The following is a 23,956-nucleotide window of genomic DNA, read 5'->3' as shown; positions in this document are numbered from 1 at the left end:
TTGTTCAGTTTTCAAAGATCAAACATATTCAGTCACTGTCACTCATTCGCTTCAGTAACTTTTATATCATATCATTTCCGAACCAACTTTGCAAGCTCTTTTTTCAAGTTTCTTTCGAAGCTTATTTTTATTGGCTTACCGCACCGTGTAAACTGTGTTTTCTTGGCCGGAATTAGAATATACCATGTATGATTTTTGATTGCAAGCTTTTTTTCACTTTTATCAAGAACTTGATCATTTCATAAGACAATCTGAACCGTTAACCTATATTTTTAGCAGGAGCTTTCCTCGGCCAAAAGCTATAACTAATACTTATCACGAGATCAATCCCCAGCACTATTGCCCATACTCGGATTAGACCTGAAAACACCTCTGTTCGAGCTGGATCACCAATCCACCATATCATAATATACAAAAGCGCACTTCCAATACTCCAAGCCAAAAGATGTCTGACCCACCCTATACGCTCGTTCCTTGCATGTTCTCTTCCATATAACTTATTCCGCCTAGGATTCTCTCCCCCTCTAAACCAGTATTGAAAGTAACCATCAGCCCAAGCGATCATTTGATGTCCAAAAGCAATGCTTACTCCAATATAGATAGCCGCTATACCATGAACCATACTTGCTGTTGCTCCGCGTTGAAGATCTACTACAGTAGCTACGAGCAACAAAACATCAACAATTGGTGTGGCGGCAAGCAAAGCCAATCCCAATCGCTTCTTACCCAGCATATACCGAACACTTAGCCCTGCCGCGACAAATATCCAAAATGCAATCTCACAGGCAATAATGAAATAAGCAACCATAATTACACCCCTTTTATATAATACGACTGTATTATAATTAATTTAACACTTTTGTACCATAATAATCAATGGTGTTATAATCATGACATGCCTAAAATCGTTGATCATGACAAACAGCGCTTGCTCGTAGCCGAGGCCGCTTGGCGTATTATCCGGAAAAATGGTATGGAACAAGCTTCTGTTCGAAATATCGCTGAGGAAGCTGGAATCTCGGTCGGATCCATGCGCCACTATTTTTCCACTCAATCGGAGCTTCTGTTATATGCAATGAATTTGGTTTCGGAACGGGTGACTGCCCGGATTCAAAGTATGTCTTTCGACGGGCCTCCGATGGAACATATGAAACAGTTACTGCTTGAATTCATACCCAATACGGATGAGAAAATGGCTGAAATGGAGGTGTGGTACGCTTTTACTGCCAAATCCAAAACGGATCCTGCACTTAAGAAACTGGCTGACTCTGTATATAATGATATTAGACGAGCTGTCGAGATCGTTATTACTTCGCTGGTGAAGCTCGGCATCTTCAGACCAGATCTAAATCAGGAACTTGAGATCGAGAGACTATATGCTCTTATTGACGGCTTGGCTATCCATGCCGTGCTTAGACCCGATCAGATAAACGGCCAACTTATGGACAACGCTCTCACCTTACATCTGGCCTCTCTATGTCCTTAGAGCGCAACATAAAAAACGCAGTACATTCAATGCCACTCCATTTTTACTCATAGGGGTAGATATCGAATGTCTGCGTTTTTTGTTTTATCCAATAATGATCCGGCCTTCTGGATGGCGATACAATTTCTTCTCTTTACGGGGACGAAGTGCATACGCAATCGTTAGCGGCCCAATCCGACCAACAAACATGGTGAAGGTAATAATGATTTTGCCCCAATTGGTCATCTCATGGGTTACGCCCACCGACAGCCCCACCGTACCAATAGCAGATGCAGCCTCAAACATGAGAGAAAGGAATGGTGCATCTTCGGTTGTAAGTAACAGCATCACTACAATCATGAAGATACTGAGGGAAACCATAATGATCGTCAGGGCTCTCATAAGCAGATCTTTAGGTACACGTTGACGAAAAAAAACAATGTCCTTGTTGCCCCGAATCATGGCATATACAGCACCAATCATGATCAGAAACGTGGTTGTTTTTATCCCTCCACCTGTCGAACCTGGAGAAGCGCCAATAAACATGAGCAAAATAAAGAAAAACTGAGTCGCTTGTCGCATCTGCGTAATGTCAATCGTACTTGTCCCGGAAGAACGCGTTGAGACAGACTGAAAGAACGATGCGTAGATCTTCTCGCTCCAAGTTAGTGAACCAAGCGTGTGACTGTTGGTGAATTCGAAAATAAACAACACCACTGCACCTATACCGATCAACGCACCTGACACGGACAGCACCAATTTCGATTGCAAAGATAACCGGCGGCGTTTGCGATATTCAAACAGGTCATTCAACACAACAAAACCAAGTCCACCAGATATCACGAGAATCGAAGCAGTAATGTTAAAAATCCAGTCTCCGGTATAATATTGAAAACTGTTGCCAAACAGATCAAACCCACCATTGTTAAACAAGGAAACGGAATGAAATATGCCGTAGTATACGGCCTGCATAAAAGGCATCTCCGTTGCCCAGCGTAAAGCCAGAATGACCGCAGCTACCCCTTCAATAGTGAATGAAAAGATCAGAACCTTGCGGATAATCCGCACAATTCCCTCCATGCTGTCCGCATTAATAGCCTCTTTCAGTAGCAACCTGTCTTTAAGAGATATGCGTTTGCCCAGCACAAGTGCAAACAATGTGGCCATGGTCATGAAACCGAGCCCGCCAAGTTGCATCAGGATCATGATGACAATCTGACCAAACAAATTGAAAGTTGTTCCTACATCCACCACAACTAGCCCAGTCACACATGCCGCTGATGTAGCTGTGAATAAAGCATCAATAAAGGCTAGATGTGTGCCACTCTGATTAGAAAACGGCAACATCAACAAAACGGTCCCAATAGAGATAATTAGCAAGAAACCGCCAACCAATATTAACGGAGGAGATATGAACCTGGCGATCTGAAGCCTGAACTTCATGAAGGGCACCTCTTTTAACCAAAATAAAAATAGGAGCAACTTGTGACCCGTAGCACGTCTGAATGAGTTGCCTATGTAAACCCAAAGAGGAACTTGCCCCAGCTTGAAGCAAGTGGCAGGTTCCTCTTCTATTATGAACGAAAGATACGTTCCTTATTTACTCTTGTGTACGTGGACGCATATGCGGGAAGAGCAGTACGTCACGGATGGACGGTGAATTGGTCAGCAACATAATCAAACGATCGATGCCGATTCCCAGACCACCTGTTGGTGGCATACCATATTCAAGTGCACGGATGAAATCGTCATCCATCTCATGAGCCTCATCATTACCGTGCTCTTTCTCCAACATCTGAGCTTCAAAACGCTGACGCTGATCAATTGGATCATTCAGCTCGGTGAAGGCATTGGCATGCTCACGTCCAACGATAAACAACTCGAAGCGATCCGTGAAGCGTGGATCTGCATCGCTTTTCTTCGCCAGTGGCGAGATTTCAAGCGGATGTCCCATAATGAACGTTGGCTGTATCAACGTTTCTTCAACAAACTCTTCGAAGAAGGCGTTCAGGATGTGACCAAATGTCATATGTGGTTCAACTTTTACGTTATGCTGTTTCGCCAAGCTGTGCGCTTCCTCATCCGTCATATGAACGGAGAAGTCTACACCGACAACTTCCTTAACCGCATCCACCATGGTCACACGGCGCCATTGCGGCTTAAGATTCACTTCATGATCTCCATATTGGATAACTTGTTTACCCAATACTTCCTGTGCGATGTGAGCAACCAGGTTTTCAGTTAAAGCCATGATATCCTTGTAATCCGCATAAGCCTCATACAACTCAATCATCGTAAATTCCGGATTATGACGTGTAGACATACCTTCGTTCCGGTATACGCGGCCAATCTCATATACTTTTTCCAGACCGCCGACAATCAGACGTTTCAAGTGAAGTTCAATCGCGATCCGCATGTACAGTTCCATATCAAGCGCATTGTGATGAGTAATAAACGGACGAGCCGCCGCACCACCTGCGATTGTATGCAATGTCGGTGTCTCCACTTCAAGGTAGCCATGGGAGTCAAGATAACGACGCATGGATTGAATGATTTTGGAACGCATAATGAAGGTCTGCTGCACATCAGGGTTCATGATCAGGTCTACATAACGCTGGCGATAACGCAGTTCAACGTCAGTCAAACCATGGTATTTATCCGGGAGTGGATAAAGAGATTTCGACAACACTTCCAGGTCTTTTACTTTAACGGAAGTCTCACCTGTTTTGGTTTTGAAGACAACGCCAGTTACCCCAACGATATCCCCGAGATCAAGCAGGCTGAATGCCGCAAACTTGTCCTCAGGTACGCTATCCTGACGAACATAGATCTGGATTCGGCCGCTCAGGTCCTGAATATGTGCAAAGCTTGCTTTACCCATGCCCCGCTTCGCCATAATCCGTCCGGCAATACTGACTTCGATGTGCTTCTCTTCCAGCTCTTCCTTGGTCAGTTCTTCATACTTCTTCAGAATGGAGCCGGCTTCTTCGGTACGTACGTATTTTTGGCCAAAAGGGTCGATTCCCAAGTTGCGGAGCTCGTCCAATTTGTCGCGGCGAATCTGTAACAGCTCGCTAAGTTCGGTTTCCTGATTCAAGACTTCATCCGTCATGATCTGTATTCATCTCCTTATTTACATTGCAGCCTGTGCGTGAGGCTTGTCCGTAATGTTGAAAAAAGCTTCCCTAAGGAAGCTTTTGTCTACTACGCCTGACTGCTTCGTTACTACAGCTTTTTAATATCTACAATTTTATATTGAATTACGCCAGCAGGCACACTTACATCAACCACTGTACCTTTTTTCTTGCCCAAAATAGCTTTACCTACAGGACTTTCATTGGAAATCTTGTTCTGAAGGGGATTGGATTCCGCTGTACCTACAATCGTATATTCTGTGATATCGCCGAATTCCAAATCCTCTACAGTTACGGTTGCACCCACACTTACGGAATCGGTATCGATTTCGTCGCTGTTGATAATTCGTGCGTTACGCAACAGCTTCTCGAGTGTGATGATACGTCCTTCAATAAAAGCTTGCTCATTTTTCGCATCTTCGTATTCGGAGTTCTCACTGATATCACCATAGCCAATAGCTACTTTGATCCGTTCAGCCACTTCGCGGCGCTTCACTGACTTCAGTGTTTCCAGTTCTTCTTCCAGCTTTTTGAGTCCTTCTGGTGTAAGGATAACTTCCTTGTCGCTCATCTCAACCGATTCTCCTGTCATGGGAATAATTTGATTGTACGGCAACGGAATCAGTGCTGATGACAGAACTCCGCCCGCATACATCTTCAAAACTATATGAAGTTCTCCAGAGAAATAGAATATTCCTCCTGATGCACTATACTTAGTAAACGCACATGGCGAATTTATACTGAGAAATTATAGGTGAACGATCTCGAAAAGTCAATGTTACATCCCCTGCGGCTGTAAACGTTTTACAGCACGCCTCCTAATTATGAGGCATTACCCGCAATTACCGGTTCAGACTCCAGATTTCCTTCCATTTTCAACTGTTCCACAAAGTTCTCCAGTATGCCCACCATCTCATCCCGTTTGGTTCCTTCCATAATAACGTCCTTGATTCGGGCAGATCCCTTCAATCCCTTCAAGTACCAAGCCAGATGTTTACGCATTTCACGTACAGCGACGGTCTCATTTTTGAGTGCAATTAGCCGATCCATATGCAAAACAGCTACACGGATCTTCTCCTCTGCATTCGGGTCAGGAGGTAACTGGCCTGAACTCAGATACTGAATTGTGCGATATAACATCCATGGATTACCCAAGGCAGCACGACCAATCATTACTCCGTCACACCCGGTCTCGTCCAGCATACGGCGAGCATCTTCCGGTGAAGATACGTCGCCATTACCGATGACTGGAATGGAGACAGCTTCTTTGACATTTTTGATATGTGACCAATCCGCTGTACCTGTATAGAGTTGTTCTCTTGTCCGTCCATGCACGCTGACAGCACTTCCACCAGCGCGTTCCACCGCAAGAGCGTTCTCCACCACATAGATGTGTTCGTTGTCCCAGCCGATCCGCATTTTAACGGTGACTGGTTTCTCAACAGCTTCTACAACAGCGGATACCATCTCATAGATCTTGTTCGGGTCCAGCAACCAGCGTGCACCTGCATCACACTTCGTTACCTTCGGAACAGGACACCCCATGTTAATATCGATGATATCTGCATTGGTTTCCTTATCTACGATTCTAGCTGCCTCGACAAGCGATTCCCGGTCGCCTCCCCAGATCTGCAGACTGAGCGGTTTCTCACGTTCATCCACAAATAACATCTCGCGAGTCCGCTGGTTGCCATGCACAATGGCTTTGCCACTCACCATCTCAGCGCAGACAAGGCCCGTACCAAACTCTTTGGCGATCAGGCGAAAAGCGGGATTACATACACCAGCCATAGGTGCAAGAACAACTTGATTCTTCATTTCAATATTACCAATCTTAAGCATGTCTGCTAGTTCACCTCTTTATCCGTTCTTCGTTGTCCGTCGTTCTTTATTTCCCTTGTAATTCCTCGATACTAATCGCGAGCACACCCGCAATCTTGTTCAGTTCCTGTGCTGTCACCTTGCGATTTCCCCGTTCAATCGTCCCCAGAATAGCCAAAGATATACCTGTCTCGGCCGCAAGCTCATGCTGGGTTAACCCTTTCAACTTCCGGAACGCCCGGATTCGGTTGGCCAATTGCATGTTTTCCAACGCTGTATTCCATCCTTTCCATCCAGTACAGACAACGATGCGTGTACAAAGGTATGCAGACCTGATGCCTCGTCCTGCGGTACGATGTCCGACAGCGGCACCAGTACAAAAGCCCGCTCTCCCATACGGGGATGCGGCAGTTGAAGCAGTTCAGTATCTCGCGTCTCTCCATGCATCCAGAGCAAGTCCAGATCCACCGTACGTGGGCCCCAGCGAATATCCCTAACCCGTCCAAGCTGATTCTCTACACTGAGCAATTCGGCGAGCAAAAGCTCCGGAGTCAGACTTGTACTGACTGTAGCAGCCATATTCAAAAACGCAGGCTGATCGACATATCCTACCGGCTCTGTCTCATATAGCGCAGAACAGCGTAGCACAGATATATGAGGGTGTTCATTCAGAAGTGTTAACGCTTCAAGAAGCGTCTGCTCCCGATTACCCAAATTAGCCCCTAAAGCAATATAAGCCTCTGAGGATTCAGAGGTCGAATGTGCAATCATGATCGGTTCTCACTTTCTTGAGCGGCGAAGCTCTACCGTTACGCCTCCAAAATGAATATCAAATGGCGGGTGCGGCTTCGTCACCTTGACTGTCAATGCATTGATAATAGTATAAGTGTCTAGTAAAGAAGATGCAATATGTTCACCCAACGCTTCAATTAACTGGAATGATTTATTTTCGACGATCTGCTTCACCAGCTCATGAATCTCTGCGTAATTAATCGTTTTGGTCAGATCATCGTTACGCCCAGCCTCACCCAGATCCATATCGATCTCCAGATCAATGTAATACCGCTGACCTAGCTTTCGTTCTTCTGCAAACACACCGTGATACCCGTAATACTCCATGCGGTGCAATACCATTCTGTCCATCAAGTTCCCCTGCCTTTTATTCAAATACTTTCTATATCAAAACGCTTCGCTTCAACATGAGGGGCCGTGAAGGCCCTCTATTACGATCTTCTCCGTAAGCCCGGAGAACGATATAACATCGCATCACACATGTCCGCCGTCCGCCGGATCGGCTTCACATCATGAACCCGTACCAACTGGCAGCCTTGGGCAATGCCAAATGCAACCGTTGCTGCTGTACCTTCCAGCGCATCGTCAGCACCTACATCCAGCGTGTGCTGGATGAATCTTTTGCGGGATGTAGCAAGCAACACGGGATACCCCAACTCGTTTAACAGACCGAGAGAAGACATCAACTCCAGGTTCTCCGAGAGGTCCTTCACAAAACCAATCCCTGGGTCCAGTATAATCTGACTCTCCTCTACGCCCGCTGCAAGCGCAAGCTGAACGCTGTCCTGCACATCACGCACAACATCAGGCAGGTAATCGGTGTAGTCTCTTGCCTGCCGATTATGCATCAGAATAATCGGGCAACCCAGCTCAGCAGCAGTCCGCGCCATATCCGGGTCGGCCTTGGCCCCCCATACATCGTTGATGATATGGGCCCCTGCCAGAATGGCTTGGCGCGCAACGTCAGCCTTGTACGTATCCACGGAGATCGGAATATGTGGCGCCTCTGCACGCAAGGCTTCGATCACCGGAATAATTCGATGAAGTTCTTCATCTGCACCGACCACCTCTGATCCTGGACGGGTGGATTCTCCACCGATATCAATCAGATCCGCACCGTCTTCCATCATTTGTTTCGCATGGGCTACTGCCCGCTCCACACTATTGTAGCGCCCACCATCTGAGAACGAATCTGGCGTGACATTCAAAATGCCCATAATCTGTGTCCGGGATCCCAGCGTAATTGAAGCTGGTCCCCATTCATATTTCCGTTCATAGATGACCGGTGTAAGTGTCATGAAGTATACCCCGCTTTCTCCCGGTACATACGCAGCAGTACTGCCGTTACCGGACCGATCCGTCCATTGCTGATTGCTGTTTCTGTGCCGTTCAGATCCCGCAACGTCGTCACCGGCACGAGCTCGGCTACGGAACCCGTCAGAAAAATTTCATCTGCTTGCTGAAGATCTTCCCATGGTGACTGCACTTCTATGCAAGCGATGCCTTGATCTGCTGCAATCTCCATCACCACCGCTCTAGTGATCCCTGGAAGAATGCCTGTTGACAGCGAAGGGGTGTAGAGAACTTTCTCTCGCACCCAAAATATATTGCTGACAATGCCCTCCGCAACATAATCGTCGCGCGTAAGTTGTAATCCTTCTGCGCTCAGTAATCGCTGGTCTTGCCCAACATAAGTGTTTAATTCACGTTTCGCCAAGATACTGTTCATGTAGTGAAGCGACTTGAATCTGATTTGGCTTTCCGGTGTATTACGAGGTGTAGATAGACGTTGTAGCATTTTACCCCTTTCATACAGAGTAGTAGAAGGGGCAGGTAATGATTTTGCCAGTACGATATGTGTGGGGTCTGTATAATCCCCCGAAGGTAGTCCAAGCGGCGCTTCACCAGCAGATACTGTATAACGCACGTACGCATCCTTAAGCTCGTTTCCCTGCATCAGACGGGATATCCAGTCTTTGACTTCCTCTGCTGTCACTGTAAAAGGAATGCCCAACTCTTCACAGCCTGAAGCCATTCGCTCCAGATGCCTTTCCAGAAGGTAGGGAACTCCTTGGTATGTTCGAAAGGTCTCGAACAGCCCCAGTCCGTACAAAAAGCCGTGATCCGTTACAGGAACCAAAGCCGACGCCAGTTGAACCAGTTCCCCATTAATCGCGGCATATTGCATATTATACGTTCGCTTTTTGCTGTGATAGGAAATTGCGAAGCATCTGATGACCATGATCTGTAATGATGGATTCCGGGTGGAACTGTACCCCTTCAATCGCATACGTTTTGTGACGCAGACCCATAATCTCTCCTTCAGCTGTTTCCGCTGTAATCTCCAGACAATCCGGCAGGCTACTACGTTCCACGATCAATGAATGATACCGAGTTGCCGTAAACGGAGAAGGCAGCCCCGTAAATACCGATGTACCCTGGTGATGCATCTCCGATGTTTTGCCGTGCATCATCCGATCCGCTCGAATGACATTGCCTCCAAACGCCTGCCCGATCGCCTGATGTCCAAGACAGACGCCAAAGATGGGAATGCTTCCTTTGAAATGTTCGATAACTGCCAAGCTGATCCCCGCTTCATTCGGTGTACATGGACCTGGAGAGATCAGAATATGATCCGGTGCCAGTGCTTCAATACCTGCCAGATCAATCTCGTCATTGCGGCGAACTTCCACCGTTTCCCCTAATTCACCCAGATATTGAACCAGGTTGTAGGTAAAGGAATCGTAATTGTCGATAACCAGAATCATAGGTCTGCTCCTCCTCATATTCCACCGCAGATTACGGCGGATGCCTTGTTTATTTTAACTTATTCCATTTCATCGCTTCATTCTGTTCTGTTCGTGTGTTTCTGCTCGCGTTGGGGTTCTCCTGCTGATGCCTGCGCTGTGTCAGCCTCCGCTCGTTCACTGTAGTTCACAGCTCGCATCATTGCTCTAGCCTTGTTGGAACACTCCTTGTACTCGCGATATGGATCGGAATCAATGACAATACCTGCACCAGCCTGCACATAACCCGTCCCATCCTTAATCGCAAGAGTGCGTATAACGATATTCAGCTCCATATTGCCACTGTAGTCTATCCATCCGATTGACCCTGTATATGGCCCCCGTCGCACTGGCTCAAGCTCTTCGATAATCTCCATCGTGCGTACTTTCGGAGCACCCGTTATCGTTCCGCCAGGAAACGTTGCGGCAATGACATCAAACACAGTTAATCCTTCCGCCAGCTTGCCTTCCACCTGTGAAACCAGGTGCATAACATGTGAATATTTCTCGATTGTCATTAATTCAGGAACATGAACCGATCCATACGCAGCAATTCGCCCGATATCATTGCGCTCCAGATCAACCAGCATAATATGCTCGGCTCGCTCCTTCTCACTGCCAAGCAACTCATCTGCCATCGCCTGATCCTCTGCTTCATCTCGTCCTCTTCTTCGTGTTCCTGCGATGGGCCGCGCACTCACTTTGCCGTTCTCCACTTTGACGAGCAATTCTGGCGATCCACTGACCAGTTGGAATTCGGGACTGCGAAGCATTCCCATATAGGGTGACGGGTTCACGATACGCAGCCATTCATAGATATGCTCGCTACTGGATTGGAGCTGCTTTTCATGTCGCAGGGACAGATTAACCTGAAATACATCGCCTTGCCTGATATACTCCTGTACCTGAAGAACAGCTTGTTCAAAATCCTTTTGTGGGAAGGACGTCCTCCATCCCTCTGTTTCCCATTCGGATTCTTCTGTGCGTAGGGCAAGATGAACCCGCCTGTGACGGAGCTCCAACGCTTGCTGTTGCTCCTCTGCCTGAGCGAAACCCATAATATGAAGCCAGCGTTGCTGCATGGCTACCGCACGTTTCCCAGCCGCAGCATAGAGACTCTGTAGATTGGCCTGTTCCTGCTGTTCAGCACTCACTTCCAGATGCACCATACAAAAAAGAGCCTGCTGCTCATGGTCGTATGCCCATATTTCCTCAAAGCGCATCCACCAGTAATCTGGAAGTGCAGGATTATCCTCAGCAATCGTTGGCAGTTTCTCCAGTGATCTGGCTACATCATAACTGAGGTATCCGGCGCAACCGCCTGCAAAATCTGGTGCTCCGTCAACCTTGGGTGCTCGGTAAGGTGATGTCCACCGTTTTAGCACATCCAGCGGATTGCCCTGATCTGTTCTGCTTGTTCCTTGAAACACGTCATGAATTGTGGCTTCCTGTCCTTTGCCGGAAACGATGGATACCGGATTTAAGCCGAGGAAAGTATACCTTCCGCCTTTGCCATTCTCCAGCACAATTGCGTTAGGAGATGCTTGCTGCCACGCTGCCTCCCACGTTAGCGGTAAACCGCCATGATACGTTCCCTCATCCGACTTCGTTATATATGGTAACATTGTCCAGCCTTGTCCAGCCCATGCTTCCCAGTCGGCGTATGTTGTCATCAGGTGTGTCACTGCGGCCCGCCGCCCTTTCCTGTCTCACTATATAAGTTGTGCAACCGAGTGTTCAACTTATATAGTTCTTATTGTTTGATAGTATACTAAAGCGCCGTTGCTTTTAAAAGCATTACGCAAAAAATCCTCCCTACCCGTCAGGGCAGGAAGGATTGATATAAACTGTTCAGAAACATCGAGCTTATCCGGTAAAAGATAGGTCCTATGTCTGAATTACGCCTCGAAATTGTAAAGCGGTGTGCTCAGATAACGTTCGCCATTACTTGGCACGATAACGACAACGCGTTTACCTGCACCCAGTTGTTTGGCTACTTGAAGTCCTGCGCGAATCGCTGCACCGGATGAAATACCGGACAGAATACCCTCTTCTTTTGCAACAGCACGAGCCGTTTCAAATGCATCATCATTCTCGATGTGAATGATCTCGTCATATACTTCTTGATCCAAAATTTCAGGAATAAAGTTTGCTCCAATTCCCTGAATTTTGTGAGGACCCGGTTTGCCACCAGCCAAAATTGGTGATGCTGCCGGCTCTACAGCCACAATTTTGATTCCAGGGAACGCTTCTTTCAACACTTCACCCGTACCTGTGATTGTTCCGCCAGTACCGATGCCCGCAACAAATGCATCGAGCGTGCCGCCTACAGACTGGATCGCTTCAACGATTTCAGGACCTGTCGTTTCGCGGTGAATCTTCACATTTGCTTTGTTTTTGAACTGCTCCGCCATGAAGTAGGACGGGTTTTCTTTCAACAGCTCTTCGGCTTTTTTGACTGCACCATTCATTCCTTCTGCTCCAGGTGTAAGTACAAGCTCAGCACCATAAGCACGAAGCAGGTTACGACGCTCCAAGCTCATCGTCTCAGGCATTACAATAACAGACTTGTAGCCTTTAGCAGCAGCAACCATCGCGAGGCCGATCCCCGTGTTACCGCTTGTTGCTTCAATGATCGTACCACCCGGTTTCAGCTTGCCTTCTTTTTCCGCTTCTTCAACAATGCTAACTGCGATCCGATCTTTAACACTTGATCCTGGGTTCTGGTATTCCAGCTTCACCAATACTTCAGCACTGCCTTCAGGTACGATATTGTTCAAACGAACAAGCGGAGTACCTCCGATGAGTTCAGTTACGTTATTAACTACTTTAGCCATATGAATGCCCTCCTTAGTGGTATAAATGGTACTTAACTCCTGTAAACTTATGCGGTTTCTGCAAGTCAGCCTCTGGATGTTTATGAAGAACTGCGGAAATCCGGTGGTTATCCGATCCTTTCTGCATAAAGAACCACGCAAACAGGTGTAGGTAGCGCCGAGTTTTCCGAAAGTTTCTTTATTACATTGAAAAAACATTTGAATTCATGCATCTCATGTCATGATGTATTTATATCCGAGTAAACGAGTAGGTTTTGATTATTTTTATCTTATCAACGTTACACGCCATTGTCAATATGAGTACTCAAAAAAATACTTTGCCTTGGGCCCTGAGACCGTAGACAAAGTATTTTTATCAAGATGCAACTTCTATAAGACAGGAAAATTGTCAATCTTCGTTTCAGGAGGCAGGAATCTCGGAGATGATCACAGCCTCGTATTTATCGCGCAGCATCTGCTCTACCTGCGGAAGTGGATCAGCCTGACTTAAGGCCAGCTCCATACGAATCTCTTCATGTACTTCCTTTGCTGACTGCTCCTGGCGTTCGGCTTTGTCATTCAGTTTGATGATGGCATAACCGTCCTCAACTTTCACTGGACCAGCAATATCACCGATTGACATATTGGCAGCCCTTTGCAAAATGGATTTAGGTTGGAAAGGGTCGTTCTGATCAATCCACCCTAGTTTACCTCCCGCATCTCGGGAGTAACTATCCTCTGATTCGGAACGAGCCATTTCTTCGAAATCTTTCCCGTTCCGAAGCTCCGTCAATATAGCCTCTGAATCAGACTTTTCTTTTACCACAATAATAGACAGATCATATTTCTCAGGGGTGATATAGTCTTCTCGATGCTCTACCCAGTATTTTTGAATATCGTCATCCTTCACCTGGATACCTGCGGTAGCAATCTTTTCGAGCAGTAGACGGTAACCTGCCTCTAATTCGAGATCCTGCTTCGACAGGCCAAGCTGTGATTTCATGGCATCATAGTATGACTTCTCTGAATCATACCCATCCATCGCTCCAGCCATTTCTCTTGCAATCTCTTTCGGAGTAACCACCAAATTGCGTTGAAGGGCTTCAGCATAAACCGCTTTTCGATTCAACATCTGCAGCAGGATTTCACTGCCATAACGTCGTTTTAATGCATCTGTCCAATCTTTATCCGTAATCACTTCACCGTTAATCGTTGCAACCGTACTTCCCTCTTCCTTGTTGGCATCATGAGGTGTCTCTGCATCTTCTTTCCCCTGATGAAGCACCTGCATCGCCATGAATGTACCCATCACGAGCACGCCAAGTGTCAAAATAACGACCGCCGTCCATAATCCTTTTTCCTGTCTGGTCATACCTCATCCCGTCCCCGCATCGATCAATTCTTGGCTTGTTCTAGGATGGCCTCTAGCTGCTCTTTGTTAAAATCATACGCTTCATTACAGAATTGGCAGACCACTTCAGCTTGCCCCTCTTCTTCAATTAATTGCTCCAGCTCGGACTGGCCTAGACTGATTAAGGTTTGTTCCAGACGTTCACGAGAACAACTACATCTAAAACGAATATCCAGTTCGCCCATGACCTGCACATCCGGCAGGAGACGGCGCAACAATTCCTCTAGCTCGAGTCCTTCGTTCAACAAGGTTGTCACCGGAGGCAGTGCACCAATGGCATTCTCGATTTCTGTAATCTCGGGATCAGTGAGGCCTGGGAGAAGCTGAATAATAAATCCGCCCGAAACAATAACCGAGTTATCCGTATCAACCAGCACACCCACTCCAACAGCAGAAGGCGTCTGTTCTGACTGAGCAAAATAATAAGTAAAGTCTTCGCCCAGTTCGCCCGAGATAATCGGAATGCTACCACGGTACGGGTCTTTCAGTCCCAGATCCTTCGTTATATTTATGAAACCTTCTGTACCCACCGCCCCAGCTACATCCAATTTACCAAAACGATTGCTGGGCAGATGTACATGCGGATTGGAAACATAACCGCGCACCTCACCTTTGGCATTAGCGTCCGCTACGATCTGGCCTATTGGGCCATCTCCGTTCACTTGTATAGTTAGTTTCTCATCACCTTTAAGCATGGCACCCATAATGGCTGCTGTCGTTACTGTACGCCCCATAGCTGCTGTAGCCGTGGGAAACGTATCATGTCTTCTACGCAGTTCTTCTACCAGTTCTGTGGTCTGAACGGCAAACGCTCTTACCTTTCCATTCATCGCTGTACCACGGATCAACCGGTCATGTTTGTTGTTGTTTTCCAAGTCATTCAGCCTCCTTTGGCGTGTCATTTTAATATCCTAACAGAAAAAAACGGCTCAACATTTAAGCTGTAATCCCAGCCTGCTGTATGCCGCCCTTTGTATGTCTACCTTTCCCGGTTCCGCTCGTAGATGACACGTAGCCCCTCAAGCGTAAGCAGTGGATCAACTTTCTCAATGCTACGGGTTTCTTCTGCAATCAGAGTAGCAAGACCTCCTGTGGCAATAACCATAGGTTCAGCCTTCATCTCTTCGCGAATTCGTTCTACGATGCCGTCCACTTGGCCAGCATAACCATAGATGATGCCGGACTGCATGGCATGCACGGTATTGCGCCCAATCACCTTCTTCGGCTTCTCCAGCTCAATTCGCGGTAGCTTCGCTGCTCGCTCGTAAAGAGCTTCGGTAGCAATGTGAATACCGGGTACAATCGCACCGCCAAGGTAATGGCCCTTCTCGTCAATGCAGTCGAACGTCGTGGCTGTACCAAAATCAACGACCACAAGCGGGCCGCCGTATTTTTCCACGGCCGCCACAGCATTCACGATCCGATCCGCCCCTACTTCACGCGGATTCTCATATCGTAGATTCAGGCCGGTCTTGATACCGGGCCCAACCAGCAATGGCTTTTTGCCCACATATTTCACACACATCGTTTCGATGACACTCACCAGTGGCGGAACCACTGATGAAATAATGACACCCTCAATGTCTCGGGCAGAAATACCGGACATATGAAATAAATTATAAATCAATACGCCGTATTCATCCACTGTGGACTGACGAGATGTGCTCAGACGAAAATGATGCAACAGTTCACGGCCCTGATATACCCCGAGCACGATGTTACTATTGCCCACGTCTACGACTAGAATCAAGGAGGTTCACCCCTCTTTCTTTTCGTTTAAATCCAGGCTGATATCCAGGCTCTCAAAAGAATAGGTTAACCTGCCAACCGAAATTACATCCACACCCGTTTCCGCTATTCCTCGAATCGTTTCAAGTGACACATTGCCGGATGCTTCTATCTTCACATGCGGAGCCTGTTCACGAATCAGAGCGACTGCTTCTCGCATCCGATCAGGCCGCATGTTATCCAGCATAATGATATCTGACCCAGCTTGCAAGGCTTCCTGTACTTGAGCAATGTTTTCCGTTTCAACTTCAATCGTCATCGTATGCGGAATAACTGCCCGTGCTCGCTGCACAGCTTCTGTAATGCTACCTGCACCTTTAATATGATTGTCTTTGATCATAACGGCATCATACAGTCCAAACCGGTGATTGGCTCCGCCCCCCACACGTACAGCATACTTTTCCAGCAAGCGATGGCCTGGTGTTGTTTTGCGCGTATCGACAAGTCTGGTCTTCAATCCATCAAGAGCATCTACGTAGGAACGTGTTCGGGTAGCAACACCGGACATACGCTGTAACAGATTAAGTGCGAGCCGTTCCCCAGTCAGGAGCGAATGTGTACTCCCTTCAACTTCAGCCAATATGGTGCCAGGAGTGACTGTATCACCGTCTTTTACCTTTGCCGTATAACGGAGCTCTGGATCTACGACTTGAAAAACAAGCTCAGCAATCGTCATGCCCGCTATGACTCCATGATCTTTGGCATGAATCACAGCCTTGGATTCACTACCTGCTGGAATGGTCACATTCGTTGTGACATCCCCTGCACCTACATCCTCGCGCAGCCAGCCTTTGATCGTCTCAATTAGTTCCTCATTATATCCGTTCAGTATCATGACATCCATTCCTCCACAATCGCTTGTTCTCGCTGCTGCAGACTATGCTTCTGCCATATTATATCGTCTCGTGCAGGGAAGTCCTCACGGTAATGTGCTCCTCGGCTCTCCTCACGGTGCAGCGCTCCGCTGGTTACAAGCCACGCACAAGTCAGAAGGTTCGCATACTCCAGTTCTTCTCTTTGGGTAAGTCTTTGATCAAAAAAAGACAACTCCTGTTGCAATTTATCCATTGCCTGTTGCAAGTTCTTTCCGTTTCTTCGCAGTCCCACTTGACGAACCATCATCTTTTGCAGACGTAAACGTCTTTCCGATACCGGCTTGGAATGTTGCTGTTCTTTTGCACGGCTAATATTCTGATTCTCCATGCTCTGAGATTTCACATCTCTTCCAAGTGGTTCTTCGATGGCCGGCAACGCATGGATACGATCCACGATTCTGCGTCCAAATACAATCGCTTCAGATAAGGAATTGCTCGCTAGTCGATTAGCTCCGTGCACGCCGGTAGAGGATACCTCGCCACAGGCAAATAAACGGGGGATACTGCTCTCACCACTCAAGTCCGTCTTTACTCCGCCCATCATATAATGCGCGGCAGGTGCAACCGGAATCCAATCTGTAGTCATGTCGAGACCGTAACGCATACAAGTTTCATAAATGGTAGGAAAACGATGCTTCACCATCTCCGGCTGCTCATGGGTAATGTCGAGGTAAACAAAGGTACTATTCGTCAGTTCCATCTCGCTGACAATCGCTCTAGCTACAATATCACGGGGTGCCAGTTCAAGCTGGGCATGATATTTCTCCATGAATCGTTCACCCTTCACGTTGCGGAGGCAAGCACCTTCCCCGCGTACCGCTTCAGATACCAGGAAGCGGGGTGCTCCCGGGTAACATAAGGATGTCGGGTGAAACTGGATGAATTCCATATCACGAACTATAGCCCCCGCACGGTATGCCATAGCTACCCCATCAGCTGTAGCTACATCCGGATTCGTCGTATAACGATACAGCTGTCCCGCACCGCCTGAGCAGAGCACTGTTGCTTTTGCTTTGACAAACACCTTTGAGCCGTCTTCTTTCAGAATCAGAGCACCGATACATTCTCCTCGATCCGTAATCAAATCCACCACAAAGTGCTCATCCCAAACGTCAATGCCTGGATGCTCGTGAACCTCAACAGCGAGTGCCCTTACGATCTCATATCCAGTCGCATCCCCATTGGCATGTAAAATACGGCGGTGGCTGTGCGCACCTTCCTGCGTCAACGCCAACTCGCCGTTCTCCAGATCGAACAATGTTCCCAGACGGATCAGTTCTCTGACACCGTCCGGGCCCTCATTAACCAATACTTCAACTGCCTCGGATCGACACAAACCGGCTCCGGCAACAAGAGTATCTTGCAAGTGGTACGCAGGAGAATCATCTTCAGCAATAACAGCCGCAATCCCGCCCTGCGCATATCTGGTGTTACTCTCAAGTAAAGACTTCTTCGTAATCATCAGAACACGATGCTGTTCGCTAGCCTTAATTGCGGTAAACAAACCAGCAATGCCTGAACCGATCACCAGTACATCGGTCTCCACCATTGGCAGCGCAGAGAGGTCAAAATCATATATATATTGCGGTATCATCTTATTCACCTGTCTCGGAGCAAGAGTAACGCATGTTACTTCACCAGTAACATGCGCTCTAGTGATTCTCTGGCTTTATCAGCAACAGCCGGTGGGACATAGATCTGAGGCTTCATCGTCTCCAGGCATTTGACCAGCTTCTTCAGGTTGTTCACCTTCATGTTCGGACATACCAGGAACTTGGTCGCAAAATGGAACTGTTTATCCGGACTGTCGAGGCGAAGCTGATATCCTGTGCCATCCTCCGTGCCGACAATGAATTCCTTAGTGGAGGATTTCTTGCAATATTCCAAAATGGCTGTTGTGCTGCCTACAAAATCCCCCATTTCTACAACTTCAGGGCGACACTCGGGGTGCACCACAAACTCAGCATTCGGATATTTAGCCTTCATCTCAACAACATCTTTTACCGTGAGCATATCGTGTGTATTGCAGTAACCTTCCCAGATGATCATCTTCTTGTCTGTGTGCTGCTGTACATAATGCCCCAGGTTTTTGTCCGGTACCCAGATGATTTCTTCGGAATCCACAGACTGGATTACACGAACAGCGTTTGCTGATGTACAGCAAATATCTGTTTCTGCTTTGATCTCAGCCGAGGAATTAATGTAGGTGACTACCTTGGCGTTCGGGTGTTGTGCCTTCAGCTTACGTAATCCGTCCACGTTCACCATGTCTGCCATTGGGCACCCGGCACGTTCATCAGGGATCAAAACGGTTTTGCCCGGAGCCAGAATTTTAGCGCTTTCACCCATAAAATGAACACCACAGAATACAATAACATCCGCATCTGTTTGCGCTGCCTTCTGGGCCAGCAGGAAAGAGTCTCCGCGGAAATCTGCGACTTCCTGTACTTCATCACGTTGATAATAATGAGCAAGAATAATAGCATTACGTTCCTTCTTGAGTTCCATCAGCCGCTCACGCAGCTCACGATTCATCTCAGCCTTGCGCTCTAAAGCCAGAGCTTCCACCTGTGATCCTCTCCTTATCGGGACAGCGTCAAGCGCTGTTTCATGGACTAACCTATGTCGTTATGTTCGCTGGTGAAACGAATCACAAGCGGTTTAACAACTAATGTACACAACGTTCACGACTCTGTCAATAAATGAAAAAAGGCAGGATATACTGCCTTTTCCCCCTTATGCTATCCGGTTCGCCATATAGCTCTTGATTATCTGTTTCTTCTGATCTTGAATAAATCCTACAAAAAAAAGAGAGCCACAAGGGCTCTCTTTTCATTCCGGTCACATGACCAGACATGTTACATATTAAGATGTTGGCTTTGAGCCACCATCATTCGGATCATTGCTGCCCTTATCCAGGTCAGGAGCTTCGTTTGGAATATCTCCAGCTGGTGGCTCAGATGTTTCATCTTTGCCTTGAATGCGAACGCGAACATCACCGATGTTATCAATGATTGGCTCGCCGCCTTCATTTGGCGTACCTTCTCCTGAGTTATCGCCTTCTGCTTTTGGTGTCAAGGAACCTGTTTCAATCAATTGCTTGATCTGATCCATTTCCAGTGTCTCCACTTCAAGCAGTGTTTCAGCGATCAGATGCATCTCTCTTGTATGTTTGGTAAGGAGAGCTTTACACTTCTCATAACAGTCGTTAATAAAGCGTTGCATCTCTTGGTCGATCTCATATGCGATGGAATCCGAGTAATTCTGTTCATGACCGATATCCCGTCCAAGGAATACCTGTCCTTGTGAACTTCCGAATTGCATTGGACCCAGTTTCTCACTCATACCGTATTCCATAACCATGCTACGAACGATACCTGTCGCTTGTTGGAAGTCACTGTATGCACCGGTACCGATCTCACCGATAAACAATTCTTCCGCCACGCGACCTCCGAGAAGTCCGGTTACTTTATCCAGCAACTCCTGTTTGGTAACGAGCATACGGTCTTCTTTTGGCAACATGATTACATATCCACCCGCACGTCCGCGCGGAATGATGGTCACTTTATGTACCATATCAGCATGTTCCAGGAAGTATCCTACAATGGTATGGCCTGCTTCGTGATAAGCAACAATGCGTTTCTCCCGATCACTGATGACACGGCTTTTCTTCTCCGTACCAACGATGACTCGGTCAATCGCCTCATCCACTTCACGCATGGAAATATCTTTTCTGTTACGGCGTGCTGCGAGCAATGCCGCTTCATTCAGCAAGTTCTCCAGGTCTGCACCCGAGAAACCTGTTGTACGCTTCGCGATGATGTCCAATTTCACATCTTTCGTGAGCGGTTTATTACGGGAGTGTACTTTCAGTACAGCTTCACGGCCCTTGACGTCTGGACGATCCACTGTAATTTGACGGTCAAAACGGCCTGGGCGCAACAACGCAGGGTCCAGAATGTCTGCACGGTTCGTTGCGGCAACGATGATAATACCTTCGTTTGCACCGAATCCGTCCATTTCAACGAGCAATTGGTTAAGGGTCTGTTCACGCTCGTCGTGACCTCCGCCCAGACCAGCACCACGCTGACGTCCTACTGCATCGATCTCGTCAATAAAGATGATACAAGGCGCATTTTTCTTTGCATTTTCGAACAAGTCACGTACACGTGATGCACCGACACCGACAAACATTTCAACGAAATCGGAACCGGAAATGCTGAAGAATGGTACACCTGCTTCACCGGCTACAGCACGAGCAAGCAATGTCTTACCTGTACCTGGAGGACCTACGAGCAATACGCCCTTCGGAATACGTGCCCCAACGGCTGCGAACTTCCGAGGGTCCTTGAGGAAGTCTACGACTTCAACAAGCTCTTGTTTCTCCTCGTCTGCACCCGCCACATCTTCAAATGTAACGCGCTTCTTCTCTTCATTGTAGAGGCGAGCACGGCTTTTACCAAAGTTCATTACTTTACCGCCGCCGCCTTGAGCCTGATTAAACAGGAAGAAGAACAGCAGGAACATAATGATCAAAGGAATAAAGGAAGTCAGCAACGTCAACCAGATGCTGTCACCTTTCATTGGTTCCTGATGATATTCAAATTTGTTAGCTTCACTTGCAGCTACAAGTTCGGTAATTGCCTCATCCGTAGGAGGAATATACGTTGAGAAATTTTCTGATTTGGCCCCATCAGGTGCTTGTTTGTATCGGCCGGTCACGAGATATGTCTGACCATTGAATTGAACAGTCACTTCGGCGATATTGTTGGCTTTAACCTCAGCACGAAACTGATCATATCTAGGGTTTTCTATAACATCGTTTCCATCTGTGATAAATCTAACTAAACCCACCACAACTAAAAAAAGAATCAAATAAAAACCAGAATTCCGGATGAACCGATTCATCCCCTACCTCCTCTCGAGACACTTTAATTATTTTAACATAGCCCGACATGGCTTCTCAATAGAAGCCAAGAACAGCTCAAGGCTTCGGCCTTACTAGATATCAGCTTGTGTAGATTTCTGGTTTCAGAATCCCGATATAAGGAAGATTCCGGTATTGCTCGGCATAATCCAGACCGTACCCCACGATGAACGCATCAGGGATATCAAAGCCCGTGTAGTGAGCTTCCAGTTCCACTTTACGGCCGGATGGTTTATCGAACAATGTCACCACACGTACGGTTTCAGCACCGCGGTTTTCCAACAATTCAATCAAATAGCTGAGGGTCAGTCCGCTGTCGATAATATCTTCGACAATCAGAACTTCACGTCCTTCAACGGATACATCGAGATCCTTGATGATTTTGACAACACCGGATGACTTGGTAGATGCACCATAACTGGATACGGCCATAAAATCCATCTCAACCGGTACCGTTATGTTCTTAACCAAATCAGCCATAAATATAAACGCACCTTTGAGCACGCAAATGACCAAAGGGTTCCGGTTAGCATAATCGGCACTAAGTGTTGCGCCTAATTCCTTAACCTTACTCTGAATTTCTTCTTCACTGATCAATACTTCTTGAATGTCGTTCTGCAACTGTGCGAACCTCCTAAGTTATACTATGAAAGCCTTACCTGAACCATAACCACTACCCCTGAATCGCTGAATCGCCTACAGTCATGTACAGGATTGCGGAAGTGCTCTCCCTGACAGGAGCCATATCGGACCGGCGAACACCCGGTAACCAGATGACATTGCCTGCTCCATCACAAACCACAGGAATGCGTGGTCTGACAGATGGGGGAATCTTCTCGTCGATGAAAATATTTTTCACCTTTTTGCTCCCGTTTAATCCCATTACCTTCATGGTATCTCCAGGTAACCGTGAACGTACAACCAGCGGCATCTGAAGCCCATTCGCATCAAATGCGGCCTGATCAGCCGATTCCGGTACATGATAGTTTTCGGGACTCATCGGCATCAACCGGATATATCGGTTAATCTCGGTGAGTGAAAGCTCATAAGTTCCGCTCCATTGTGCAAGACGATACTCGTAAGATTGACCCTGTGCACTTGCCCGTTCGCCAAAAGAAATCAGATCATACTCCCGGACACATACGAGTGTCTGTCCTATATCCAGGCTCCAGGTCGTCACCTCGGTCTCCATGACCTTGCGCCGAATAGTTTCAATACGGGTAAAGTCGACAAAATCACTGTCCAAAGGCAGATAATTCAATATTAGTTTAATCAACCTTCGTTGTAAAGCGACATGTAACTTCAAGAAGGAAGGCACCTCAAAGGTCTGCCTTCCGCCGTTCACCTGCACTAGACACCTGTATGTGTCTTGAGTACTCTGCTCCATGAAATCGTCTTCGTCACCCACAATTTCGGCAAGTCGATTCAGTGACGGCGTGAGTTGTCCATTATATTGCCCCAAAAATGGAAGCACATCCAGACGAATCGCATTACGCCGATATTTTCGTTGATCATTACTCTCATCATGAAAATAAGTAAAACCCTGTGTAATACAAGCTTCTACAAGGTCTGTCTTGTTTATACGAAGGCATGGACGGATAAGTTCCACATTTTTTTCACGACGTTTGAACTTCATACCTGCCAGCCCCGAAAGCCCGCTACCTCGGAGCAAATGAAGCATAACTGTCTCGGCCTGATCATCGGCATGATGTGCCAGGGCAATACTTGCTGCCCCATATTTGTCAGCCACTTCATGCAAAAAGGCGTAACGCCGGTTCCTCGCTGCCTCCTGTGGACCCTGACCTGTCTGTTTCATATAGGAAGGTATATCGGCTTTTACCCACTCAAATGCAAGGCCAAGCTGACGTGCCACATCCATCATCTGACGGGCCTCTTCATCCGACTCCGTCCGAAATCCATGATGTACATGGGCACAGATCAATTCAAGCGGCACATGTCGCTTGCTGATCTCATGCATGATATGCAAAAAAGCTACCGAATCCGGCCCGCCAGATACAGCGATGACAATCCGGTCTCCGGGAACCCATAACTGATGCTCTTCCGCTGCATCCAGTACATTATCCACCAGTGTCTCCCAGCGCGAAGCTTCCATACCTGTTCCTCATTCCTTGCGTTATGTA

Annotated in this window: 23 protein-coding genes; 1 reads left to right on the top strand and 22 read right to left on the bottom strand. The window is 47.3% G+C overall.

Annotation, left to right across the window (positions count from 1 at the left end; all coding sequences use genetic code 11):
• Nucleotides 1-259: 259 nt before the first annotated feature.
• Nucleotides 260-808, bottom strand: a complete 549-nt coding sequence (locus MKY23_RS00390; protein WP_221788862.1) for a hypothetical protein — start codon at nucleotides 806-808, stop codon at nucleotides 260-262.
• Nucleotides 809-895: 87 nt separating this feature from the next.
• Here MKY23_RS00390 and MKY23_RS00385 point away from each other — a divergent pair, with 87 nt between their 5' ends.
• Nucleotides 896-1,486 (top strand): TetR/AcrR family transcriptional regulator, encoded by a 591-nt coding sequence (locus MKY23_RS00385; RefSeq protein ID WP_339834428.1) that lies wholly within the window; start codon nucleotides 896-898, stop codon nucleotides 1,484-1,486.
• 84 nt (nucleotides 1,487-1,570) lie between these two features.
• On the opposite strand, the gene MKY23_RS00380 is transcribed toward MKY23_RS00385, so the two are convergent.
• The 21 genes from MKY23_RS00380 to tilS all read right to left on the bottom strand — a co-directional run bounded on the left by MKY23_RS00380 (nucleotide 1,571) and on the right by tilS (nucleotide 23,928).
• The gene (locus tag MKY23_RS00380; protein ID WP_154985679.1) at nucleotides 1,571-2,908 is read right to left on the bottom strand and encodes a TrkH family potassium uptake protein; all 1,338 of its coding nucleotides are present in this window, start codon (nucleotides 2,906-2,908) and stop codon (nucleotides 1,571-1,573) included.
• 157 nt (nucleotides 2,909-3,065) lie between these two features.
• On the bottom strand, nucleotides 3,066-4,577 hold the full coding sequence (lysS, locus tag MKY23_RS00375) for a lysine--tRNA ligase (RefSeq protein ID WP_090924642.1): 1,512 nt from the start codon (nucleotides 4,575-4,577) through the stop codon (nucleotides 3,066-3,068).
• A 113-nt stretch (nucleotides 4,578-4,690) separates the two neighbouring features.
• The gene (gene greA / locus MKY23_RS00370; protein ID WP_090924651.1) at nucleotides 4,691-5,170 is read right to left on the bottom strand and encodes a transcription elongation factor GreA; all 480 of its coding nucleotides are present in this window, start codon (nucleotides 5,168-5,170) and stop codon (nucleotides 4,691-4,693) included.
• A gap of 251 nt (nucleotides 5,171-5,421) precedes the next feature.
• The gene (gene dusB, locus MKY23_RS00365; RefSeq protein ID WP_090924641.1) at nucleotides 5,422-6,441 is read right to left on the bottom strand and encodes a tRNA dihydrouridine synthase DusB; all 1,020 of its coding nucleotides are present in this window, start codon (nucleotides 6,439-6,441) and stop codon (nucleotides 5,422-5,424) included.
• A gap of 46 nt (nucleotides 6,442-6,487) precedes the next feature.
• Nucleotides 6,488-6,691, bottom strand: a complete 204-nt coding sequence (locus MKY23_RS00360) for a helix-turn-helix transcriptional regulator (protein WP_167375851.1) — start codon at nucleotides 6,689-6,691, stop codon at nucleotides 6,488-6,490.
• Entirely contained in the window at nucleotides 6,643-7,191 is a 549-nt protein-coding gene (gene folK, locus MKY23_RS00355) for a 2-amino-4-hydroxy-6-hydroxymethyldihydropteridine diphosphokinase (RefSeq protein ID WP_154985681.1), read from the bottom strand. Before folK ends, MKY23_RS00360 begins: the two co-directional genes overlap by 49 nt.
• 9 nt (nucleotides 7,192-7,200) lie before the next feature.
• A complete protein-coding gene (folB, locus tag MKY23_RS00350) occupies nucleotides 7,201-7,563 on the bottom strand; it encodes a dihydroneopterin aldolase (RefSeq protein ID WP_090924638.1) in 363 nt (120 codons plus the stop codon).
• An 80-nt stretch (nucleotides 7,564-7,643) separates the two neighbouring features.
• Nucleotides 7,644-8,510 carry a dihydropteroate synthase gene (gene folP / locus MKY23_RS00345; RefSeq protein WP_339834422.1) on the bottom strand — a complete coding sequence of 289 codons (867 nt, stop codon included), beginning with the start codon at nucleotides 8,508-8,510 and terminating at the stop codon, nucleotides 7,644-7,646.
• Nucleotides 8,507-9,400 (bottom strand): aminotransferase class IV, encoded by an 894-nt coding sequence (locus MKY23_RS00340; RefSeq protein ID WP_339839118.1) that lies wholly within the window; start codon nucleotides 9,398-9,400, stop codon nucleotides 8,507-8,509. The genes folP and MKY23_RS00340 overlap by 4 nt, the downstream gene beginning before the upstream one ends.
• A gap of 1 nt (nucleotide 9,401) precedes the next feature.
• Nucleotides 9,402-9,980, bottom strand: a complete 579-nt coding sequence (gene pabA, locus MKY23_RS00335) for an aminodeoxychorismate/anthranilate synthase component II (protein ID WP_339834419.1) — start codon at nucleotides 9,978-9,980, stop codon at nucleotides 9,402-9,404.
• Between the two features lie 77 nt (nucleotides 9,981-10,057).
• Nucleotides 10,058-11,671 carry an anthranilate synthase component I family protein gene (locus MKY23_RS00330; RefSeq protein WP_339834416.1) on the bottom strand — a complete coding sequence of 538 codons (1,614 nt, stop codon included), beginning with the start codon at nucleotides 11,669-11,671 and terminating at the stop codon, nucleotides 10,058-10,060.
• 225 nt (nucleotides 11,672-11,896) lie between these two features.
• Nucleotides 11,897-12,835, bottom strand: coding sequence for a cysteine synthase A (gene cysK, locus MKY23_RS00325; protein WP_090924634.1), 939 nt, complete (start codon nucleotides 12,833-12,835; stop codon nucleotides 11,897-11,899).
• 400 nt (nucleotides 12,836-13,235) lie between these two features.
• Nucleotides 13,236-14,186 carry a peptidylprolyl isomerase gene (locus tag MKY23_RS00320; protein WP_154892084.1) on the bottom strand — a complete coding sequence of 317 codons (951 nt, stop codon included), beginning with the start codon at nucleotides 14,184-14,186 and terminating at the stop codon, nucleotides 13,236-13,238.
• Between the two features lie 23 nt (nucleotides 14,187-14,209).
• Nucleotides 14,210-15,127, bottom strand: coding sequence for an Hsp33 family molecular chaperone HslO (hslO, locus tag MKY23_RS00315; RefSeq protein ID WP_154892085.1), 918 nt, complete (start codon nucleotides 15,125-15,127; stop codon nucleotides 14,210-14,212).
• Nucleotides 15,128-15,204: 77 nt separating this feature from the next.
• Complete coding sequence (locus MKY23_RS00310; protein WP_090924631.1) at nucleotides 15,205-15,975, bottom strand: type III pantothenate kinase; 771 nt, start codon at nucleotides 15,973-15,975, stop codon at nucleotides 15,205-15,207.
• A gap of 6 nt (nucleotides 15,976-15,981) precedes the next feature.
• Nucleotides 15,982-16,848, bottom strand: coding sequence for a carboxylating nicotinate-nucleotide diphosphorylase (nadC, locus tag MKY23_RS00305; protein ID WP_336121455.1), 867 nt, complete (start codon nucleotides 16,846-16,848; stop codon nucleotides 15,982-15,984).
• Nucleotides 16,845-18,482 carry an L-aspartate oxidase gene (gene nadB / locus MKY23_RS00300; RefSeq protein ID WP_221788869.1) on the bottom strand — a complete coding sequence of 546 codons (1,638 nt, stop codon included), beginning with the start codon at nucleotides 18,480-18,482 and terminating at the stop codon, nucleotides 16,845-16,847. The genes nadC and nadB overlap by 4 nt, the downstream gene beginning before the upstream one ends.
• A 35-nt stretch (nucleotides 18,483-18,517) precedes the next feature.
• Complete coding sequence (gene nadA / locus MKY23_RS00295; protein ID WP_090924628.1) at nucleotides 18,518-19,456, bottom strand: quinolinate synthase NadA; 939 nt, start codon at nucleotides 19,454-19,456, stop codon at nucleotides 18,518-18,520.
• A gap of 297 nt (nucleotides 19,457-19,753) precedes the next feature.
• Nucleotides 19,754-21,796 (bottom strand): ATP-dependent zinc metalloprotease FtsH, encoded by a 2,043-nt coding sequence (ftsH, locus tag MKY23_RS00290; RefSeq protein ID WP_221788856.1) that lies wholly within the window; start codon nucleotides 21,794-21,796, stop codon nucleotides 19,754-19,756.
• 100 nt (nucleotides 21,797-21,896) lie between these two features.
• Complete coding sequence (gene hpt / locus MKY23_RS00285; protein WP_090924626.1) at nucleotides 21,897-22,436, bottom strand: hypoxanthine phosphoribosyltransferase; 540 nt, start codon at nucleotides 22,434-22,436, stop codon at nucleotides 21,897-21,899.
• 52 nt (nucleotides 22,437-22,488) lie between these two features.
• The gene (gene tilS, locus MKY23_RS00280; RefSeq protein WP_339834398.1) at nucleotides 22,489-23,928 is read right to left on the bottom strand and encodes a tRNA lysidine(34) synthetase TilS; all 1,440 of its coding nucleotides are present in this window, start codon (nucleotides 23,926-23,928) and stop codon (nucleotides 22,489-22,491) included.
• Nucleotides 23,929-23,956: the final 28 nt, after the last annotated feature.

The organism is Paenibacillus sp. FSL R7-0272 (assembly GCF_037969905.1).
Lineage (GTDB): Bacteria > Bacillota > Bacilli > Paenibacillales > Paenibacillaceae > Paenibacillus > Paenibacillus polysaccharolyticus.
Note: the sequence above shows the minus strand (reverse complement) of the source record. Positions and strands in the feature narration are given on the sequence as shown.

Excerpts from the sequence above, each read along its gene's own strand:
- MKY23_RS00390 (WP_221788862.1), bottom strand. The coding sequence starts at position 808 with ATGGTTGCTTATTTCATTATTGCCTGTGAGATTGCATTTTGGATATTT.
- MKY23_RS00385 (WP_339834428.1), top strand. The coding sequence starts at position 896 with ATGCCTAAAATCGTTGATCATGACAAACAGCGCTTGCTCGTAGCCGAG.
- MKY23_RS00380 (WP_154985679.1), bottom strand. The coding sequence starts at position 2,908 with ATGAAGTTCAGGCTTCAGATCGCCAGGTTCATATCTCCTCCGTTAATA.
- lysS (WP_090924642.1), bottom strand. The coding sequence starts at position 4,577 with ATGACGGATGAAGTCTTGAATCAGGAAACCGAACTTAGCGAGCTGTTA.
- greA (WP_090924651.1), bottom strand. The coding sequence starts at position 5,170 with ATGAGCGACAAGGAAGTTATCCTTACACCAGAAGGACTCAAAAAGCTG.
- dusB (WP_090924641.1), bottom strand. The coding sequence starts at position 6,441 with ATGCTTAAGATTGGTAATATTGAAATGAAGAATCAAGTTGTTCTTGCA.
- folK (WP_154985681.1), bottom strand. The coding sequence starts at position 7,191 with ATGATTGCACATTCGACCTCTGAATCCTCAGAGGCTTATATTGCTTTA.
- folB (WP_090924638.1), bottom strand. The coding sequence starts at position 7,563 with ATGGACAGAATGGTATTGCACCGCATGGAGTATTACGGGTATCACGGT.
- folP (WP_339834422.1), bottom strand. The coding sequence starts at position 8,510 with ATGACACTTACACCGGTCATCTATGAACGGAAATATGAATGGGGACCA.
- MKY23_RS00340 (WP_339839118.1), bottom strand. The coding sequence starts at position 9,400 with ATGCAATATGCCGCGATTAATGGGGAACTGGTTCAACTGGCGTCGGCT.
- pabA (WP_339834419.1), bottom strand. The coding sequence starts at position 9,980 with ATGATTCTGGTTATCGACAATTACGATTCCTTTACCTACAACCTGGTT.
- MKY23_RS00330 (WP_339834416.1), bottom strand. The coding sequence starts at position 11,671 with ATGACAACATACGCCGACTGGGAAGCATGGGCTGGACAAGGCTGGACA.
- cysK (WP_090924634.1), bottom strand. The coding sequence starts at position 12,835 with ATGGCTAAAGTAGTTAATAACGTAACTGAACTCATCGGAGGTACTCCG.
- MKY23_RS00320 (WP_154892084.1), bottom strand. The coding sequence starts at position 14,186 with ATGACCAGACAGGAAAAAGGATTATGGACGGCGGTCGTTATTTTGACA.
- hslO (WP_154892085.1), bottom strand. The coding sequence starts at position 15,127 with ATGACACGCCAAAGGAGGCTGAATGACTTGGAAAACAACAACAAACAT.
- nadC (WP_336121455.1), bottom strand. The coding sequence starts at position 16,848 with ATGATACTGAACGGATATAATGAGGAACTAATTGAGACGATCAAAGGC.
- nadB (WP_221788869.1), bottom strand. The coding sequence starts at position 18,482 with ATGATACCGCAATATATATATGATTTTGACCTCTCTGCGCTGCCAATG.
- ftsH (WP_221788856.1), bottom strand. The coding sequence starts at position 21,796 with ATGAATCGGTTCATCCGGAATTCTGGTTTTTATTTGATTCTTTTTTTA.
- tilS (WP_339834398.1), bottom strand. The coding sequence starts at position 23,928 with ATGGAAGCTTCGCGCTGGGAGACACTGGTGGATAATGTACTGGATGCA.